Origin of the sequence: Campylobacter concisus (assembly GCF_902460595.1) — a bacterium.
GTDB classification, from domain to species: Bacteria; Campylobacterota; Campylobacteria; order Campylobacterales; family Campylobacteraceae; genus Campylobacter_A; species Campylobacter_A concisus_BL.
In genome coordinates, this window is sequence record NZ_CABPVA010000003.1 from 53,664 (window position 1) to 70,150 (window position 16,487).

Here is a 16,487-nt window from a genome sequence, read left to right on the forward strand (position 1 = left end):
AATTTTACACCTGTGCTGGTTAAATCACACTGAAAAATAGTATAATGAGGCAAAAAAAGGAGCTTAAAAATGAGACAAAGTATCTTGATAATAGGCGAAGATCTTGAGATAAATAGAGAATTTCTAAACTACATTTTTCAAAGTTACGAGGATCATTTTGGCGAGCTTGGAGTGGTTAGTTTTGCTCCAAAAAATAGCAAAGAGCTACCTTTTATCATCGAAAATTTATCAAAAGATTACGACTTTGTAAGCATTTTTGGCTCAGATGAAAATTTTGCCATCGCCGCAAAAATCGTAGCGACGCTAACTGGGGGCTCGCTTGAGCTAAAAGATAGCACGACACTTGCGCTTAAAGATAGCTTAGACTACTCAAAAAATAGCTTTTTAGCTAGCCTAAACAACGCTCAGATAAATCTCGTAAAAGCTAATCCAAATGAAGAGCTGGGCGAGTTTTTAGTCGAGTACGAGCCTGATTTTAGCTACTTTCATCTAATAGACATCGACGCAGATAGCGCGAAGATCCTTATGCTGCCACTTGCTAAAACTTACGAGGTCGATATCACCATTGCGCAGATCCTGCCAAATTTGATACTAGTAAGAGCAAAAAGTAATAAATTTGGCCAGATCGAGAGCTTTTTGCAAGGAGTAAAAACGCTATTTTCACAAAAATTTATCCCGCAAAAAGATGTGATCAAATTTGTAGCAAATAGGCTCATGCAAAAGGGGCTTAAAATTTCATTTGCCGAGTCTTGCACGGCTGGGCTTGCAGCGGCGAAATTTGCAAGATATGGAGGCGTCTCGGCTAGCTTTGATGGCTCATTAGTAACCTACGCAAATCACATAAAGCACGAGTGGCTGGGCGTTGAGGATGAAATTTTAGATACTTACGGAGCTGTGAGCGAACCTTGCGTAAAAGCGATGATAAAAGGCACACTAAGCACGACAAATGCGGACTTTGCGCTTGCCATTAGTGGTATCGCAGGACCTGGTGGGGGCACAGCTAGCAAGCCAGTTGGCACAGTCTACGTCGCAGCTGGCGATAGAAGCGGCAACATCGAGGTTGAGAGACTTCTTTTAAAAGGCGAGCGCAACTACGTTAGAGAGCAAAGCGTCCTGAGCGCCTATCTATGCCTACTTCGCCTAAAAAGCGAGATATTTTTCGCATAAAATTTATATTTTTAAAAATTGCACTAAATTTAACGGCGAAATTCATAACAAAATATCAAGAAAAAAGCCAAATTTAGGAGACTAAAGATGTTTAAAAAGATATTGTTTCTCGCCGTTGGTGCGTTATTTGCATTTGGTGCTCTAGCTCAAGCAGGCGAGATAAAAGCAAGCGACTCACCCTTTGGTTACGCTAGCATTGGTGCAGAGCAAAATTTTGGCGGATACGCCGGCAAAGAGAGTAAAGAAGTCGCCATCAAAGATAGGCAAGAGCTCGTAAAATATGTCAAAATGGGCGGCTACGTCATCTATGTGGATGGGCTCATAGACCTTAGCGAAGACAATATCCCACAAAATGGCAATAGCGATGGGCTGGATAAATTTATAAGTGAGATTAGTGGTGGTGAGTTTAGCTCTTATACCCAGTTTATGCAGGCTTACGGTGCTTCATGCCATGCAAATTTAGTGCAGTAATGGCACCATTTTTGAAAGCTACAAATAGAGCTTTCTAAAAAAGGCAGCACTTGCGAAAAGCTAACTAAGCCACCATTTGAGCCACCATATAAATTTGAGCTCATAAAAGGCTCAAACGTCCAAAACGATGTATATAAAAACGCAGGTACAGGCAAACTAGCCGTTATAAAATAAAACCAAAGCCCCGAGCTAGCTAAACGCTTGGGGCATAAAAACAAAGCTAAATTTTTATATTTTTACAAGATAAAACACTGGCAATTAGCCCATATATCAGCACGCAAAGGCTAACACTTAGCCCAAAAACGCTAAGAGCGGCGGTCTGGCTAAACGAGAGTGTGAAAAACGAGATAAAACTCGTGATAAATGCGCAAAATATCCCATAAATTCGCTCTTTTTCGCTAAGGCTCTCATTTAGCGCAAATATCATGTAGTCAATCCCCACAGCACTTGCAAGGATGAGCCCAAAGACGCCAAAAATGCTTAAATTTATGCCAAAAATGGCAAAGATAAAGAGCGTAAGAAGCACGCCAAAGATGATGATGCCCATGACAAGCGCCGAAACAAGCGCACTAAAGTAAAACCACAGCAGTAAAAACGCGACCACAAGCGCTGCTATTTTTAGTTTTAGAGCTAGCTCTTTTGCCTGCGTTAGGCTCTCATTTAGTGATCTAGCAAAATTTAGGCTAAAAGCGTTGTTGCGAGCTAGCACCTCATCACTTTGCGCCCCTTTTACAAAGCCACTCGCGTAGGCCACGCTTGCATTTTCATCAAGCACAAATTTTTTAAAATCCTTCATCGATTTTAAAGCTAAAATTTCACCAACACCAAGCTCTTTTTCGCTCAAAACCTTTAAAATTTCACTTCGCACTTCATCTTTGCTAAAGCCAAATTTCTCATAAATCGCGTAAATTTGCTCATCATCAAGTGCCTTTTTAAAGGCCTCTTTTAGCTCAGACTGCTCGCTTTTACTTAAAAATATATCGCTTAGTGAGCTCTCATCTTTTATCAAATTTCTCTTTTTTAGCTCATCTAAAAGGCTCTTTTCGTCTCCTAAAATGTCACCTCTTGATCTTGTCACTATCATCGTATTTTGGTTGTTGCCAGTTAGACTTAAGATATAAGAAGAGTCCGCTAGCAGGCTCTTTGGCATGTTTGAGTAGTCTTTGACGTTTTCGCTTTTTGATAAATTTTTAAGATCAAAACCAAGAAAAATAGCTAGCAAAATAAGTGAGATAGCTAGAAATTTAACCCCTAAATGCCTTGCAGCCACGTCTGAGAGATCACAAAATTTAGTTAAAAACGCATCAAAAACCTTTGATCTATAAAATTTCACTCCCTCAAAAACTAAAGGCATGAAAAAGTAGCTAGCTAAAAACGCAGCAACTAGCGCAAATGCCGAAAAGAGCGCCACTTCTTTAAGTAGCCTAAGATCAGAAAAAGTAAAAGCTAGATAGCCACTAAGCGTGATAAGTAGGCCTAGCAAGAAAATTTTTAGCATATTTTTTATGCTGCTAGCCCTGATCGCTTCGCCCTCGTTTTTGCTAAGCCAGTGCAAAATGTAGTCAAACATGAGCCCGATTAGGCTTGTGCTTATTAAAATAGTAAGGATATTTAGCTCATTTAGGCAGAGCAAAGTGCCTGCAAAAGCGACACTAAAGCCAAATGCAGCTATAAATATCACATAAAAAATTCGTAAATTTCTAAAAGCAAGTATCAAAAATATAGCGGTCAAACTAAGCGAAACAGCGCTCATATAAAGGCTCTCGTTCTCATTTTTTTGCTTTGAAAATGCCTGATAAAGCGCACTTGAATGCACAAAAAGCTCGTTTTGTCCAACTTTTAGCGCTTCTAGCTCGTTATAAAATTTTATTATCCCCTCGCTCGAAGCGCCACTTTTTAGCTCGCCTTTTAGTAAGAAAAAGCTCTTTGCACCGTCCTTTACCTCAAGCATGAGATCTGCTAAATTTAAGCTCACATTGCCATTTTTTGCGCTAAAGCCGCTACTTAGCAAGAAAAAATCATCATTTATTTTTAAAAGCCTAAAGCTAAAGCTGTTAAAAATTTCCTCTGCGCGCTTTTTGAAAAAGGTGTTTTTGTCACTCTTTAAAAGCTCTAAATCATCCCTACTTAAAAGTGCGATCTTTGAGCGGTTGATGTCACTTTTTATATCATTTAAATTTACGTCGATGTTCGCCTCAAAGCTCTTAAAAAGCGAGCTTTTAAGCGCTAGGCTTTGGACATTTTTGGCTAGCTCTTTGGAATTTACAAGTACTAAAAAATTTGACGCCATCTCATCTTGCACCTCTTTTAGCACCTTTGCCTCTTTGGCGTCTTTAAAATTTATCAGCGAAAAGATGTCAGTTTGGACGTTTTTTAGGCTCGTAAGCGAATATCCAAGCGAGCACAAAAAAACAAAGATAAAAGCCAAGATCGTGGCTAGTTTTTTCATTTTATACTAAACTCATTTAGCGTTTTATCGCCGCTTACCTCATCAAGCTCGATCTTTTTTACCGCTTTATCACCGCTTATCTTTATAGATTTAAAAATTTGTTTAAAGAGTAAATTTTTAGGACTTAGCTCTATGCTCCACTCTTTTAGGCTGCCGCTTGTTTTTATATCAAATTCTTTCCTAAGCTCGCTCTCATCGAGGCTGATGATAGCAAGAAAGAGTTTTTCATCAAAATTTGCGCTCGTCTTTTCAAGCTTGCCATTTTCGTTTTTAAAAATGCCATCTTTATTTATAAAAACCTTTGAAGTAACAGGCTCAAGCGTATCCCAGTAAAGACCGCCCTTTTCTAGCCTAAACTCGCCTGAGCTTTTTATGCTTTTGTTAAAGCCAGCCAAGCTCTTTGTCTGCGTGAAATTTCCGCTTACTCCATCTGTTTTTACTATATTTTTAAGCTCACCTAGCTCATAGCCAAAGCAAGATATAAAAATGGCTAAAAAAAGAGCTATTTTTCTCATCTTTTCTCCTTTTCATTGTAGGCTTTAAGCGCCTTTTTTAGGGCTTCTGGCATCTCAAAGCAAGTTTGCAAGCTATTCATCTCGATGACAGCTTGGGCTGTATTTGCCTCGCTTAGTTTTTCGCCCTTTTCATTTTCTATAAGGTAGTGAAATTTCAAAAACGTTTCGCACTCGCTAAGCGTCGTCGTGACCTTTATGACGTCGTTAAAAAAGGCTGGGCGCACGTACTTTACGTCAAGTTTTACGATAGGAAAGGCGTAACCATCTTTTTTCATAGCGATGTAGTTGTATCCTAGCTTGTCAAGTAGCTCACAGCGCGCCATTTCTAGGTACTTGACGTAGTTGCCATGCCACATCACCTCCATGCTATCAACGTCAAAAAACGCCACTTTAAATGTGCTAACGTGTGAAATTTTCACTCTCATCTCCAAAAATCAAAAAAGTTAAACCACTGCGATGGGTTCTTGCACGCTCTTGCTTCAAGCTGCCTTACATAGCTTTGAACGTATGGCAGGACGCTTGCCTTGCGGTCTCTGCTAAGCTTTATCTCATCAGCGATATCACTTAGCTCGATATCAAATTTATCGCCCTTTTTTATGCACCAAAGTGCGCTCACTTTTACTCCCAAGATGCCAGCTAGCAAGTATGGGCCGTAGTTAAATTTAGCCTCCTTGCCAAGAAAGCCAAGCCTTATAAATTTATCTCCATTAAGCGGTGTCCTATCGCCCATTATGCCGATATTTACGCCATCTTCAACCGCCTCTTTTAGCTCAAGCATAGCAGCCGCGTCGAGCTTTTCAACGCTGATTAGTTTGATCTGCCCCTTGCTGATCTGCTCTAAAATTTTATAAAAATTCTCACTTCCCTTGCTATAAACCAAGATGATCATGCGAAAATTTGGCGATCTAAGCGAGAGTGCCTTGCAAATTTCTACATTTCCAAGATGGCTTGTAAGCACGATCCTGCCACGCTTTGAGGCTTCAAACTCATCTTTTATGCTATTAAATTTACTAAGCTCTAGCTCGCTTTCAAGCACGCCATTTTGCCATATACGAAATTTGTCACATATTGCTATACCAAAGTCGTAAAAGTTACTAAAAACGCCAGTGACCGGCTTTTTACCGCTAAATTTCTCTACATTTAAAAGAAATTCTCTTATATTTTCTCTCTCAACTTTTGAAAAGAGATAGTAAAAGCAAACGACGATGATAACGATAGGTTTTATGAGAAATATAGGCAAATTTCTAGTTAAAAATAGGCTAACTCTAAGAAAAAATTCGTTCGATCTCTCGCCCTTTTGCCACCATATGTATTTATCTTTGCCAGTGATCTTGCTAAGCAAAAATGGGGCTAAATTTAGAAAATATCTAGCGTGCATGAGACTTATTAATGCGTTATCTTTTAGCATTTTAAAGTGCGAAACACCGCCAGCCTCGTAGCGTACTTTTAGCGCTATCCACTTGATCTCTACGCCAGATCTTATGGCATTTACCAAGATCTCCATGTCAAATTCCATCCTATTTGAGCTGCTTTTAGAGATCGCGCCCTCAAGCTCTTTTAGAGGATAAATTCTAAAACCACACATCGCGTCTTTGATGTCAGAGCTTAAAGAGTTGATCTTGACCCAAAAATTTGTGATCTTTCTACCATAAAACCTCGACTTTGGCGCGTCTTCGCCGTATATTGGATCAGCCATGATTAGATCATTTGGATATCTTTTGCTAAGCTCTAAAAACTCCGCTACCTCACTTATGTCGTGCTGAAAGTCAGCGTCGATCTGAAATGCATGCGTATAGCCATTTTGCAAAGCGTGCCTAAAGCCATCTTTTAGCGCAGCCCCCTTGCCGCCGTTTTGGGCTCTTGTTAAAATTTCTACACCAAATTCGCTCAAATTTTGCAAAGCTTTTTTTGAAGCTTCATTTGAGCCATCATCGACTATCAAAATGTGTAGATCATATCTTGCAAGCGCCTCGCAAAGGGCTTTGATCTTTTCTGGATGGTTGTAAAATGGTATAAGAAAGAGCGTCTTCATAAGCCCAGCTTTATCCTACCGCAAGCACTTCTAGCGCCGTTACAAAATATCTCAAAATAGACCTTCTCATCTCTTTGCGAAATTTCTATACAAAGCTCGTCATTTGGCCTTACAAATTTTAAAAATTTCAAATTCTCCACCACGCATTGATTGCCTATTTCTGCGCCAAGCTCTCTTGCAAATTTAAATACAAAATCAAGCTGCACAAAGCCAGGCAAAAGTGGCAAATTTGGAAAATGCTCCATAAAAATGCCAAGTGCTGGGCTTAGCTTTGTCTTAAATTTATAGACGCCATCCTCGCTACTTTTCTCCCAAGAAAGCTCCTCGTTTTTTTCTAAAAGAGCTTTAAAATTTGCCTTTAAAAACTTGCCCTGAGCGTTTTTGCAAAGCGAACTAACGATCTTGAAATATCTAACACTATTTTTAAACTCAGGCCTTAAAAGCTCATTTAGCCTTGCTACAACGCCCTTTTTGCCACTATCTCTAAAGAGCTTCACCCCCTCGTCGCTAAGCTCCAAAAGCGCAGCTAGACGCTTAAATTTAGGATGCGTGTCGCAGTAGCAGTCTTTTAAAAGGCCACTTTCAAACATCTTATTTTCGATGCTTATTAGATTGACCCTTTTGTCGTTTAGCTTAACGATCCTATCGATCCTGCCTTTTAGCGTGAGCCTGCCGCCATCTATCTGCGCCCAGTCGCTAGTTTGGAAAAACTCGCACCACGGCGAGCTCACATTTAGCGCCTCGTCCTCGCTAAGACCAGCCTTTACCTTGCTAAAAAGCAAGAGCTCATCGCCTAAATTTCTAGCAACTATGCCAGTTTCGGTGCTGCCATAAATTTCAATTATCCTAGCGCTACTTAAGCTTTCTATCTTTGCTCTTAGCTCGCTCTTTAGTGCCGAGCCTGCGCAGATGATGTTTTTTAGCCCTGAAATTTCAGCCGCTCTTGGACTAGAAACTAGCGTTTGAAGCAGGACTGGGCTTGTTACAAAGCTTAAATTTGTAAGGTCAAGCTCAAAGATCGCTTCTGGGTAGTTTAGCTCCTTGCTAACGGCTTTTGCGCCAGAGATGAGTGGCAAAAAGACTTTAAATGTAAGGCCAAACATATGCTGGTGCGAGACGCTAGCAAAAAATTTATCACCCTCGCCAAATCCAAGCTCATCTTTTAAAAATAGCCCCTCATCTATCATCGCGCCAAGTTTTTTTGGAATATTTTTGCTATTTCCTGTCGAGCCCGAGGTCTGAAGAAAAAATGTAGAATTTTGATCAAATTTTAGCTCCATGCTCTTGCTAAAGTCTAAAAAATCACCAAAATTTTCATCATTAATGACAAATTTATCCCCGCTATATATCGGCTTTGCAAGCAAGATAGGTTTTACGCCAACCCCAAGTGCTCCAAAAAAAGCGGCGCAAAAGTCAAAGCTCTGGCTTAAATAAATTTCTATCTCGCTTAAATTTTTCTCTTTTAAATTTGCCCCAAAAGTAGCCGCATACTCGTAAAGATCCTTGTTAATATCCACAAATTTAAATGCCTTTAGACACTTTTTAAAATCCATTTTCCCTCTTTAAAATAAAAATTTTACGATATAAAATTTCGCCAAAAAACAAAACTCCCATCAAGATATAAGATACAAATGAGCAGTAAATGCTCCAGTAAATTTTATCCTCAAACTGCGCCAAAACAAAGGCGAGAACTGCGTTAAAAACGAAAAACCAGCACCAAATTTTAGTTAGCCCTCTTGTATAGCTAACGACCTTTTCATCTATCTTTTTCTCTTTTAGCCTAGCAAGCCTAGTTATCACCGCCTCGCCCTTTAAGCTGTAAAAAAATACCGCCAAAAAGCCAAGACTTACGATACTTGGGTATAAAAGCGCTAAATTTACGCTTCTAAAAATAGCGCAGACTGCAAAAAATAGCCCGGCTGCTAAGCAAACCTGCCTTGTTTTAGCGCTTTCAAAATAAGCCCTAGCCAGCCAAAGAGCGCATAGCACGCAAAAGATAAATGTAGCACCCTTTTGCCAAAAAAATAGCACCAAAGGATAGGCGATGCTTGCTAAAACTAGCGCTACTTTTACTATCTTATGCTTCAAATTTCTTTGCTACGGCTTTTACGATATCATCAAGCGTTTTTACGTTTTTAAAATCCTCTGGCATCAGCCTATAACCAGTTTGGCGCTTGATGTAGTCAATCATATCAATAGCATCTATACTATCTATCTGCAAGTCCTCATATATCCTAGTTTCAGGCTTTATCTTGCTCTCGTCTATCTCAAAAAGCTCGATCAAAGCCTTCTTTAAAATTTCAAAAATTTCTACTTCGCTCATTGTTATTTCCTATTTTCATAAATGTATTTTGCAAGAGAAGATACACTAAAGAATATCTCTTTTAAATTTGCTGTCTTTGAGTCAAGCACGAGGCCATATTTTTTCTGCACGGCAAGCCCAAGCTCTAGTGCATCTACGCTGTCAAGGCCTAGCCCCTCGCTAAAAAGCGGCGCATTCTCGTCGATATCGCTTGGCTTCATATCCTCTAAATTTAAGCTTGTAATGATCAGCTCTTTTATCTCATTAACTAGTTCTTTCACTAAATTCCTCCTTATAAATTTTACTTATCTCTTCGTGTAGCGCCCTCGCCCTTACTGGGCTTGGCCTATCTTTTAAAAACTCACTAACTTCAAATTTCTTTAGCTCTTTGAAGACGTACTTTATCTTTTCATCTGGCGTTTTGTACCATGGCTCATTTTTTCTAAGGCTTCTTGGAGCCATATTTATACCAACGCAAAGCACGCTAGACGCGCCCTTTATGCCCATATACGCGGCCGCTTTATGAAAGATGATCTCCTCTTTTGTGCGTGTGCCCTCTGGGAAAATGAGCAAATTTTCGCCGCTTTTTAAAACATCTACGCTTTTTTGTAAAAATTCCTCATTATTTGTGTTTGGTATGTAGTTGCACGCCCTAATCGCCGCAAATAAAAATATATTTTTGCCAAGCTCGCCCTTTACGATGCAGTTTATCCTTTTAAATTTTGAAACCAAAAAGACCACATCAAGCAGCGAAGGGTGGTTTGCAATGACTAAATTTGAGCCGCCATTTAGCTTTGTAAGCTCAAATTTATAGTCCAGATACCCACAAATTTTAGTAACTTTTATAAAAAATCCCCAAGAAACTCTAACTAGATCTCGGCATAAATTTTGCATAAATTTAAATTTATTTAGCTCAAGAAGCACGACTGGCACGAGCAAAAGGTCGCCACTTATGCAAATTAGCGCAAAAAAGAAAAATAAAAATCCAGCTCTTAAAATTTTAAGGCTCATAGCTAAAATTCCAAGACGCGAAATGACTGTTACTTTGCCATGTTTTTGCCTCATTTGGGTCAAAATTTACGATGAAGCTTTGCAGTAAATTTTCTGAAATTTCTTCTTCTTTTTCCACTCTTTTTAGAGTTAAAACTCTCTTATCTTTTGCCTTTGAGACGACAAGAGCTAGCATAAATGATGGCTTTTTCTCATCAAAATAGCTCTGCGATATCGACTCATGATAGGCAAGTATGAGCACCTTTTCATATCCGTCATTTAGCCTCAAAAACGCAGCTTGCAGCGCATCTTCTACTGGGCTAAATGATGAGATGGCTAGAATTTCATTGTGATTTTTAGCTTCGATGCTAAGAAGCGACGAGATAGCGTTATGCACAGAGAGCGAAAACGACGTTGGCGATACTGGCTCAGCCTTTGCAAGCGCAGTTTCTAGCTCAAAACAGCGATTTATCTCGCCCTCATAAGAGCTAAAAATGACTGGCATATTGATACTCTCAAAACTACTAAGCAGGCTAAAAGCGCACTTTGCAGCACTACTTAGCCTTCTTCTTTGCATGGGCGGGATCTTTGCTAGATCAAATTCTTTTTTGTATCTAGCTAGATCCTCGCTGATCTCGCCATAAGCTATAGCGTCATAAAAATCAACTTGAAATTTCATTATTTCGCGATGTCGCCTCTTAGTGTGACGCCAGACATCAAAGAACCGCTGCCGCACTGAAACTGAGTTTTAGAGTTAAATGGCTGTTTTTTGTAATATCCAGTCAAATTTACAACCTTCGTGCCACCCTCTTTAACCGCTCTTTCTTGAAATGACTTTAAAGCAGAGAGAAGTGCGATCTGGCAAGCCTCTTCGTCGCTTTTGTTAAAGCCATTTGTCTTTTTGTTTGACGTTAGATCTCTTACGATCACCTTGCCAGTGTATCCTGTGCCAAAGCTGATGCTAACGTTTGGTAGCAAAAATTCTTTAGCCTTTGGGCCGTTTAAGAAGTCTAGTGAGTGGTACTTCACGTCATCTCTAGCGCTAAGGCTTGAGGCAAATGCCAAAACGGCAACTAATGAAACTAATCTTTTCATTTTCTATCCTTTTTAAAATTTGTTATCTACTCTTTTAAATATCAAAGATGTATTTACACCGCCAAATGCAAAGTTGTTACTCATCACAAAGTCCGTCTTTATCGGTGTTGGCTCCTTTAAGTAGTTTAGCTTTGCACACTCAGGATCAGTTACGTTTAAATTTATAGTTGGGAAAAATAGCTCTTCTCTCATCATCATTATGCTTGCTATCGCCTCCAGCCCGCCACAAGCACCAAGCGTGTGACCAAGATAGCTTTTAAGTGAGCTAATGGCGATATCCTCTCCAAAAAGCTCGTTTGTAGCGATACTTTCAGCTATATCGCCATGTTTTGTAGCGGTAGCGTGGGCATTTACGTAGCCTATGCTTTTTGGCTCTAGTTTTGCCGCGCGGAGTGCTAGGCTCATCGCCGCTTTCATCGTAGCACTTTGTGGTCTAGTGATGTGCGTGCCGTCACACGTAGAGCCAAAGCCAACGACCTCAGCGTAAATTTTAGCTCCTCTTTTTAAGGCGCTCTCTTCGCTTTCAAGCACTAAAAATCCAGCTCCCTCGCCAAGCACCAAGCCATCTCTATCTTTTTCAAACGGCGTTGGTGTCAAATTTGGCGCGTGGTTTTTGACACTAGTCGCATAGAGCTTGTCAAAGACGTACGCCTCGCTCACGCAAAGCTCCTCAGCCCCACCAGCTAGCATCATGTCTATGCTGCCATTTTTTATGCTCTCATAAGCGTAGCCAATGGCGTGTGAGCCGCTCGTACATGCCGAAGATGTAGGGATGATACGCCCTTTTAGCGAGTAAAATAGCGCGATATTTGCCGCTGTGGTGTGAGGCATCATTTTTATGTAGGTATTTGCGTTAAATCCGCTATCCATGTCCAAAACTAGTTTTGCCATGTCAAGTATAGAGTCGGTGCTACCAGTGCTTGAGCCACTCGCCACGCCCATCCTGCCATCTTGCACGCTTGGGTCTAAATTTGCAGCCTGCAAGCCTTCGCCATTTAGCAAGCCAGCATCTTTTAATGCAAGTCCAGCTGCGTGCACGCTATAAGTTGAGACCTTGCCAAGGCTTCTTAGCTGTTTTCTGTCCCACTCCTGCGGATGTTTGTAGTCTATGATGGGTGCTGCTAGGCGTGTGTTTAGCTCCTTATAGTCCTCCCACTCGCTCATATATCTCACGGCGTTTTTGCCTGCAAGAAATTTAGCCCTCATCTCATCCCAGCTGTTGCCAAAAGCACTGACTGCGCCGATACCTGTGACAAATACACGCATTAGCAAAGTCCTCCATTTACGCCGATAACCTGCCTTGTGATGTAGCTAGCCTCGTCGCTTAGTAGAAATTTAACAAGTCCAGCCACCTCGTCTGCCTCGCCAGCTCTTTTTGCAGGTATGGCCTTTAGCACTTCGTCTAAGAAGTCGCTATTTAAAATTTCTTCGCTCATATCTGTCTTTATAAGCCCAGGTGCCACGCAGTTTACTGTTATGCCCCTGCTGGCAAGCTCGACTGCAAGGGCTTTGCTAGCTCCTATGATGCCAGCTTTGCTAGCTGAGTAATTCACCTGACCTCTGTTACCAATAACCCCTGAAACAGAGCTTAGCGTCACTATCCTAGCTGGCTTTCTAGCCCTTATCATGGGCATTAGCGCTGGTCTTAGGACGTTGTAAAAGCCATTTAAATTTACATCTATCACGTCAAACCACTCTTCGTCACTTAGCCCTACAAAGGTATTATCCCTTGTTATACCAGCATTTAAAATAACGCCATAATAGACGCCATTTGCCTCCATATCAGCCTCTATGGCCTCTTTTACTGCAGCAGTGTCAGCCACGTCAAATGTCATAAATTTAGCCCCAAGCTCACTAGCCATCTTTAAAAGCTCATCGCTCTTGCTTCTTGCATGAAGCACCACTTTGTATTCATTAGCAAGGCGCCTAGCGATGCTAGCTCCTATACCTCTACTTGATCCAGTTATCAATACTCTATTACTCACTAAGTGCCTTTTTTACAAATTCTTCATCAGGGCTCATCACGTTTAAAACCGCCCTTGCGCCAAGCTCACCATTTACAAAAAGCTCGCTGTCATAAACGCCAAATCCGCTCTCATCTTGGATCGAGCACTTTGAGGCGATCACTATCTCATCGCCCACTTTAAAATACGGCCTAAAAATTTCAAATTTTCTACTTCCTAGCAAAAAGCCAAATATCGCCTTCTCGCCGCGCAGCTCACGCATCTTTGAGTCGTAAATCCCAAGGCTTTGAGCCATCATCTCTATCGCCTTTTGCGTGTGAAATCTCCCCTCTTCTAAAAAGGGATTTTGCTCATTTATCACACTTCTCACTTTTATGCTCTCACAAGGGATAAATTCTAAAATTTCATCGATCAGGGTTATGGCGCTGCTGTGCGGTAAATAGTCACTTATCATCATCTCACTCTTTTAAATATTATCGCGGCGTTATCTCCGCCAAAGGCAAAAGATAGCGACATCGCCGTCTTTACGTCAAATTTAGTGCCGCTTTTTACTAAATTTATAGCCTCCAAGCTCTCATCATACTCGCCGTCATAAACGTGTGGCGGCAAGAGGCTATTTTCCTCCATGCAAAGCATGGCGCAAATGGCGCTTTCTATTGCTCCAGCAGCCCCAAGCGTGTGACCGATCTGTGGCTTTAGCGTGCTTGCAAAGGTGGTGCCAAGCGTTAAATTTACAGCTTTTGCCTCCATTTTGTCATTTGCCTGCGTGCCGGTGCCATGTAAATTTACATAGTCTATGCCGCTCATGCCAGCTCTTTTTAGCGCGTCCTCTATGCAATTTACCGCCATTTTAGCGCTAAAATCAGGCTGTGTCATGTGAAAAGCATCGCAGTTTGAGGCTGAGCTAGCGACTACGACGTTTGAAATTTCATCACGGCTTAGCAAAAATAGCCCAGCTCCCTCACCGATATTTATCCCCTCTCTATTTTTAGAAAAGGCCTGACTTGGGGCGCTACTTAGGATGCTAAGCGAGTTAAAGCCGTTTATCGTAAGCGTATTTAGACTATCGACGCCGCCACAGATGACCGCATCACAAAGCTCGCTCTCAATTAGCCTTTTTGCCTCAACAACCGCCTTAACGCCCGAGGTGCACGCAGTCGATACGCAGTAGCTTGGACCACTAAGCTCGTAAAAGTCGCTCACAAACTCAGCCACGTTTGCAAGGCAGTTTCTGTTTATGCCAAACCTGCTTTTATCAAAAAATCCAGTCGCGATATAGCCTTTAAATGGCTCAAAATTCTCCTCAACACCGCTTGTTGTAGTGCCAAGAACTACTCCCACTCGGCTTTTGCCATATTTTTTGATCGCTCTTTTTATCTCATCACCCACCTCTAACATCGTGCTTAAAAGTAAGGCGTTGGTGCGAGTTTTGAAGTGCTCTTTAGTTTTGCTTGAAAAGCTAGGCAAGGCGCCATTAAATTTACCCACCAAAAACTCATTTTGTGGGTGAAATTCAGAGCTTTTGCTTAAAAATCTCTTGCCACTTAAAAGCGAGCTTAAATTTTCATCACCACTACTACCTGCGGCGCTGATAATGGCTGGTTTGCTAACGTAGATCAACGCTTTTTACCTCATAAATTTGATCATCTATCATAAATTTTTGCTCATTTTTTTCATCTTTTATCATCTCAAGCACCTTGATAAAAAGCTCATTGTAGGCGCTATTTGGTGGTAAGAAGCCCAAATTTGCAAATGTGCCGTCCTTTAAAACTCGCCTAGCTTCTGGTGCGCCAAGTGCGTTTACAAGGCTAAATTTATACTCGTTTTCGCTATTTTGCACGTAAAGCATTAGCGGCCCTTTTGATGAACTAACCTTAAATGCCTTTAAGCTAAAATCCGCCAGCTTTGGCGCATCAAATTTCTTCGCACAGCCAAAAGCTAGAAGCGTTACCGCAAGGATCATAGCTATCTTTTTTACAAGCACTTTTTGCCTTTTTAGTGTTCTAAAATCATAAAAATTTAACAATTATATCTTTGCAATGCTTAAATGCAAGGCAAATGATAAATAGATTATTAATAATCAAGTATCTTCTCTCCATCTCGTCAAATTTAACGCTAGCAAGATCACTAAAGGCTAAATTTTTGGCTTTTATCACAGCCTCTTTTGCGGTGTAAAATTCATAAAATTTTTGCATTTTGTCTTTTGCATTTGCGTAAATTTCGCTCTCTTTTTTACTAAAGCAAAATTTGATCACTCCGTCAAAATTTCGATCTTTTAGCTCCTCCACATCTACGCCAACTTTTTCTTTTGAGATAGCCAAAACGGCGATATTTTCTTTGTGAGAAAGGCAAATTTTGCCCCGTTTTTTTGCTCTAAATTTTAAATATCTAGAGAGTTTAAATGAGTTTGAATTTACTAAATTTGGATATTTTTTTAGCTTTCTACGCTCTTTTCTAGAGAGCATTTTTGGGCTAAATTTCTCAGCCTCAAAGCCGACAAAAAGATAAATTTCACCCTTTTTTATAGGCATTTTCAACTCTTTTTTTATACTCTTTTGCACTTTCAAGGACCTTACTAAACTCGCCACTAACCGCCCTTAAAGCGTCATTTTGAAGCTCGCTCTCATCTTTAAACGATCTAATCCTTGGCGTAAAAATGGCCTCATCCTCTCTAAAATCAGCCTCTTTTAGATCAAAATTTAAATTACTTATTTTGCTATTTAAGATATGCAAGGCGCATTTTCTTGGTCCAAAGATGAAATTTCGCTCATTTAAGGGCTTCAAGCTCCTTACCAAAATGCCGCCATAAAGCGCTGGCTCGCTCTTAAAAGAGATGTCAAAACCAAAGTTGTGAAAGTAAATTTCGCCCGCTTCGCACGATCTTTTGTAGGTGTTTGCATCAAAGCAGGTGTAAATTTCAAGCTCGCTAAATTTATACTCCGCGCCGCTTACAACGAGGGTCTTGCTTTGCATCAGCTCACGCAAAAAGCTCTGAAATTTTGCATCAATATGTGCTTTAAAGCCCGCTATTTTAAGAAGCTCCTCTCTTTGGCTCTTGTCTAAACTTTTAAAACCATCTCGCCTAAGTGCTTGAAATTTTTCTTTATCAAAAGAACTTTGCTTTAAAAACTCACTAAGCATCGCCACTAGATCAAATTTAGCAAAATGGCTTTTAAGTAGCTCGCCTGATAGCATTTTTGCTCCTAATTTTTTGGCATATTTTAAGAAATTTAGCTTTTATATGCAAATATCTGGTCCAAAATCTTTGAAATAACTTCTCAGTTTGTAAATTTTTTATCCAAAAAGGGAGACAAGGGGACTCGAGTTACGAGGCCGTCCCCTTATCCCCTTTTTAAATCCTCCAATCCCCTCGCACGTTAGAGGTGCATGCAATGGTGCTGACGCACTGCATGCGGTTAGAAATTACGACAAATTTTATTTATCAAGTCAGATGAGTGTCAATTAAATTTTAAAATTTCGTGAGCGAGTAATTTCGGCTCTA

20 protein-coding genes are annotated in these 16,487 nt (G+C 40.5%); 2 read left to right on the top strand and 18 right to left on the bottom strand.

The annotated features are described in order from the left end of the window. The first annotated feature begins 69 nt into the window (after positions 1-69). Both F3G86_RS06480 and F3G86_RS06485 read left to right on the top strand, forming a co-directional pair. Entirely contained in the window at positions 70-1,167 is a 1,098-nt protein-coding gene (locus F3G86_RS06480; protein ID WP_021085289.1) for a CinA family protein, read from the top strand. 87 nt (positions 1,168-1,254) lie between these two features. Further along, positions 1,255-1,638, top strand: coding sequence for a hypothetical protein (locus F3G86_RS06485; RefSeq protein ID WP_223228570.1), 384 nt, complete (start codon positions 1,255-1,257; stop codon positions 1,636-1,638). Positions 1,639-1,858: 220 nt separating this feature from the next. Here the strand turns inward: F3G86_RS06485 and F3G86_RS06490 are convergent, their stop codons facing one another. From F3G86_RS06490 to F3G86_RS06575, 18 genes are read right to left on the bottom strand one after another with little or no spacing between them, the layout of a single operon-like run. After that, positions 1,859-4,087, bottom strand: a complete 2,229-nt coding sequence (locus F3G86_RS06490) for an MMPL family transporter (protein WP_149723367.1) — start codon at positions 4,085-4,087, stop codon at positions 1,859-1,861. Further along, the gene (locus F3G86_RS06495) at positions 4,084-4,602 is read right to left on the bottom strand and encodes a LolA family protein (protein WP_103605413.1); all 519 of its coding nucleotides are present in this window, start codon (positions 4,600-4,602) and stop codon (positions 4,084-4,086) included. The genes F3G86_RS06490 and F3G86_RS06495 overlap by 4 nt, the downstream gene beginning before the upstream one ends. Next, complete coding sequence (locus F3G86_RS06500) at positions 4,599-5,027, bottom strand: acyl-CoA thioesterase (protein ID WP_103603351.1); 429 nt, start codon at positions 5,025-5,027, stop codon at positions 4,599-4,601. The genes F3G86_RS06495 and F3G86_RS06500 overlap by 4 nt, the downstream gene beginning before the upstream one ends. Continuing rightward, positions 5,024-6,634, bottom strand: coding sequence for a glycosyltransferase family 2 protein (locus F3G86_RS06505; RefSeq protein WP_149723368.1), 1,611 nt, complete (start codon positions 6,632-6,634; stop codon positions 5,024-5,026). Before F3G86_RS06505 ends, F3G86_RS06500 begins: the two co-directional genes overlap by 4 nt. Beyond that, positions 6,631-8,187 (bottom strand): AMP-binding protein, encoded by a 1,557-nt coding sequence (locus F3G86_RS06510; protein WP_149723369.1) that lies wholly within the window; start codon positions 8,185-8,187, stop codon positions 6,631-6,633. Before F3G86_RS06510 ends, F3G86_RS06505 begins: the two co-directional genes overlap by 4 nt. Beyond that, positions 8,177-8,722: a COG4648 family protein gene (locus F3G86_RS06515; RefSeq protein WP_149723370.1), complete on the bottom strand. Its 546-nt coding sequence runs from the start codon at positions 8,720-8,722 to the stop codon at positions 8,177-8,179. Before F3G86_RS06515 ends, F3G86_RS06510 begins: the two co-directional genes overlap by 11 nt. Further along, the gene (locus F3G86_RS06520) at positions 8,712-8,957 is read right to left on the bottom strand and encodes an acyl carrier protein (RefSeq protein ID WP_012140380.1); all 246 of its coding nucleotides are present in this window, start codon (positions 8,955-8,957) and stop codon (positions 8,712-8,714) included. Before F3G86_RS06520 ends, F3G86_RS06515 begins: the two co-directional genes overlap by 11 nt. 2 nt (positions 8,958-8,959) lie before the next feature. Then, entirely contained in the window at positions 8,960-9,217 is a 258-nt protein-coding gene (locus tag F3G86_RS06525) for a phosphopantetheine-binding protein (protein ID WP_012140381.1), read from the bottom strand. Next, positions 9,201-10,001 (bottom strand): lysophospholipid acyltransferase family protein, encoded by an 801-nt coding sequence (locus F3G86_RS06530; RefSeq protein ID WP_223228571.1) that lies wholly within the window; start codon positions 9,999-10,001, stop codon positions 9,201-9,203. Before F3G86_RS06530 ends, F3G86_RS06525 begins: the two co-directional genes overlap by 17 nt. After that, positions 9,937-10,605 (bottom strand): beta-ketoacyl synthase chain length factor, encoded by a 669-nt coding sequence (locus F3G86_RS06535; RefSeq protein ID WP_149723371.1) that lies wholly within the window; start codon positions 10,603-10,605, stop codon positions 9,937-9,939. Before F3G86_RS06535 ends, F3G86_RS06530 begins: the two co-directional genes overlap by 65 nt. Further along, a complete protein-coding gene (locus F3G86_RS06540) occupies positions 10,605-11,021 on the bottom strand; it encodes a hypothetical protein (protein WP_012140384.1) in 417 nt (138 codons plus the stop codon). Before F3G86_RS06540 ends, F3G86_RS06535 begins: the two co-directional genes overlap by 1 nt. A 12-nt stretch (positions 11,022-11,033) precedes the next feature. Further along, positions 11,034-12,287 carry a beta-ketoacyl-ACP synthase gene (locus F3G86_RS06545; protein WP_107917317.1) on the bottom strand — a complete coding sequence of 418 codons (1,254 nt, stop codon included), beginning with the start codon at positions 12,285-12,287 and terminating at the stop codon, positions 11,034-11,036. Beyond that, on the bottom strand, positions 12,287-13,006 hold the full coding sequence (gene fabG, locus F3G86_RS06550) for a 3-oxoacyl-ACP reductase FabG (RefSeq protein WP_149723372.1): 720 nt from the start codon (positions 13,004-13,006) through the stop codon (positions 12,287-12,289). Before fabG ends, F3G86_RS06545 begins: the two co-directional genes overlap by 1 nt. Then, positions 12,999-13,442, bottom strand: a complete 444-nt coding sequence (locus F3G86_RS06555; protein WP_149723373.1) for a hotdog family protein — start codon at positions 13,440-13,442, stop codon at positions 12,999-13,001. The genes fabG and F3G86_RS06555 overlap by 8 nt, the downstream gene beginning before the upstream one ends. Further along, entirely contained in the window at positions 13,439-14,605 is a 1,167-nt protein-coding gene (locus F3G86_RS06560) for a beta-ketoacyl synthase N-terminal-like domain-containing protein (protein WP_149723374.1), read from the bottom strand. Before F3G86_RS06560 ends, F3G86_RS06555 begins: the two co-directional genes overlap by 4 nt. Then, on the bottom strand, positions 14,592-15,011 hold the full coding sequence (locus tag F3G86_RS06565; RefSeq protein WP_223228572.1) for a hypothetical protein: 420 nt from the start codon (positions 15,009-15,011) through the stop codon (positions 14,592-14,594). The genes F3G86_RS06560 and F3G86_RS06565 overlap by 14 nt, the downstream gene beginning before the upstream one ends. Continuing rightward, a complete protein-coding gene (locus F3G86_RS06570) occupies positions 14,995-15,516 on the bottom strand; it encodes a 4'-phosphopantetheinyl transferase family protein (RefSeq protein WP_149723375.1) in 522 nt (173 codons plus the stop codon). Before F3G86_RS06570 ends, F3G86_RS06565 begins: the two co-directional genes overlap by 17 nt. Beyond that, positions 15,497-16,180 (bottom strand): ABC transporter substrate-binding protein, encoded by a 684-nt coding sequence (locus F3G86_RS06575; RefSeq protein WP_149723376.1) that lies wholly within the window; start codon positions 16,178-16,180, stop codon positions 15,497-15,499. Before F3G86_RS06575 ends, F3G86_RS06570 begins: the two co-directional genes overlap by 20 nt. Positions 16,181-16,487: the final 307 nt, after the last annotated feature.

Coding starts and splice junctions, on each gene's coding strand:
- F3G86_RS06570 (WP_149723375.1), bottom strand. CDS start 15,516: ATGCCTATAAAAAAGGGTGAAATTTATCTTTTTGTCGGCTTTGAGGCT.
- F3G86_RS06555 (WP_149723373.1), bottom strand. CDS start 13,442: ATGATGATAAGTGACTATTTACCGCACAGCAGCGCCATAACCCTGATC.
- F3G86_RS06485 (WP_223228570.1), top strand. CDS start 1,255: ATGTTTAAAAAGATATTGTTTCTCGCCGTTGGTGCGTTATTTGCATTT.
- F3G86_RS06575 (WP_149723376.1), bottom strand. CDS start 16,180: ATGCTATCAGGCGAGCTACTTAAAAGCCATTTTGCTAAATTTGATCTA.
- F3G86_RS06510 (WP_149723369.1), bottom strand. CDS start 8,187: ATGGATTTTAAAAAGTGTCTAAAGGCATTTAAATTTGTGGATATTAAC.
- F3G86_RS06535 (WP_149723371.1), bottom strand. CDS start 10,605: ATGAAATTTCAAGTTGATTTTTATGACGCTATAGCTTATGGCGAGATC.
- F3G86_RS06495 (WP_103605413.1), bottom strand. CDS start 4,602: ATGAGAAAAATAGCTCTTTTTTTAGCCATTTTTATATCTTGCTTTGGC.
- F3G86_RS06520 (WP_012140380.1), bottom strand. CDS start 8,957: ATGAGCGAAGTAGAAATTTTTGAAATTTTAAAGAAGGCTTTGATCGAG.
- F3G86_RS06505 (WP_149723368.1), bottom strand. CDS start 6,634: ATGAAGACGCTCTTTCTTATACCATTTTACAACCATCCAGAAAAGATC.
- F3G86_RS06545 (WP_107917317.1), bottom strand. CDS start 12,287: ATGCGTGTATTTGTCACAGGTATCGGCGCAGTCAGTGCTTTTGGCAAC.
- F3G86_RS06530 (WP_223228571.1), bottom strand. CDS start 10,001: ATGAGGCAAAAACATGGCAAAGTAACAGTCATTTCGCGTCTTGGAATT.
- F3G86_RS06480 (WP_021085289.1), top strand. CDS start 70: ATGAGACAAAGTATCTTGATAATAGGCGAAGATCTTGAGATAAATAGA.
- F3G86_RS06540 (WP_012140384.1), bottom strand. CDS start 11,021: ATGAAAAGATTAGTTTCATTAGTTGCCGTTTTGGCATTTGCCTCAAGC.
- F3G86_RS06490 (WP_149723367.1), bottom strand. CDS start 4,087: ATGAAAAAACTAGCCACGATCTTGGCTTTTATCTTTGTTTTTTTGTGC.
- F3G86_RS06500 (WP_103603351.1), bottom strand. CDS start 5,027: ATGAGAGTGAAAATTTCACACGTTAGCACATTTAAAGTGGCGTTTTTT.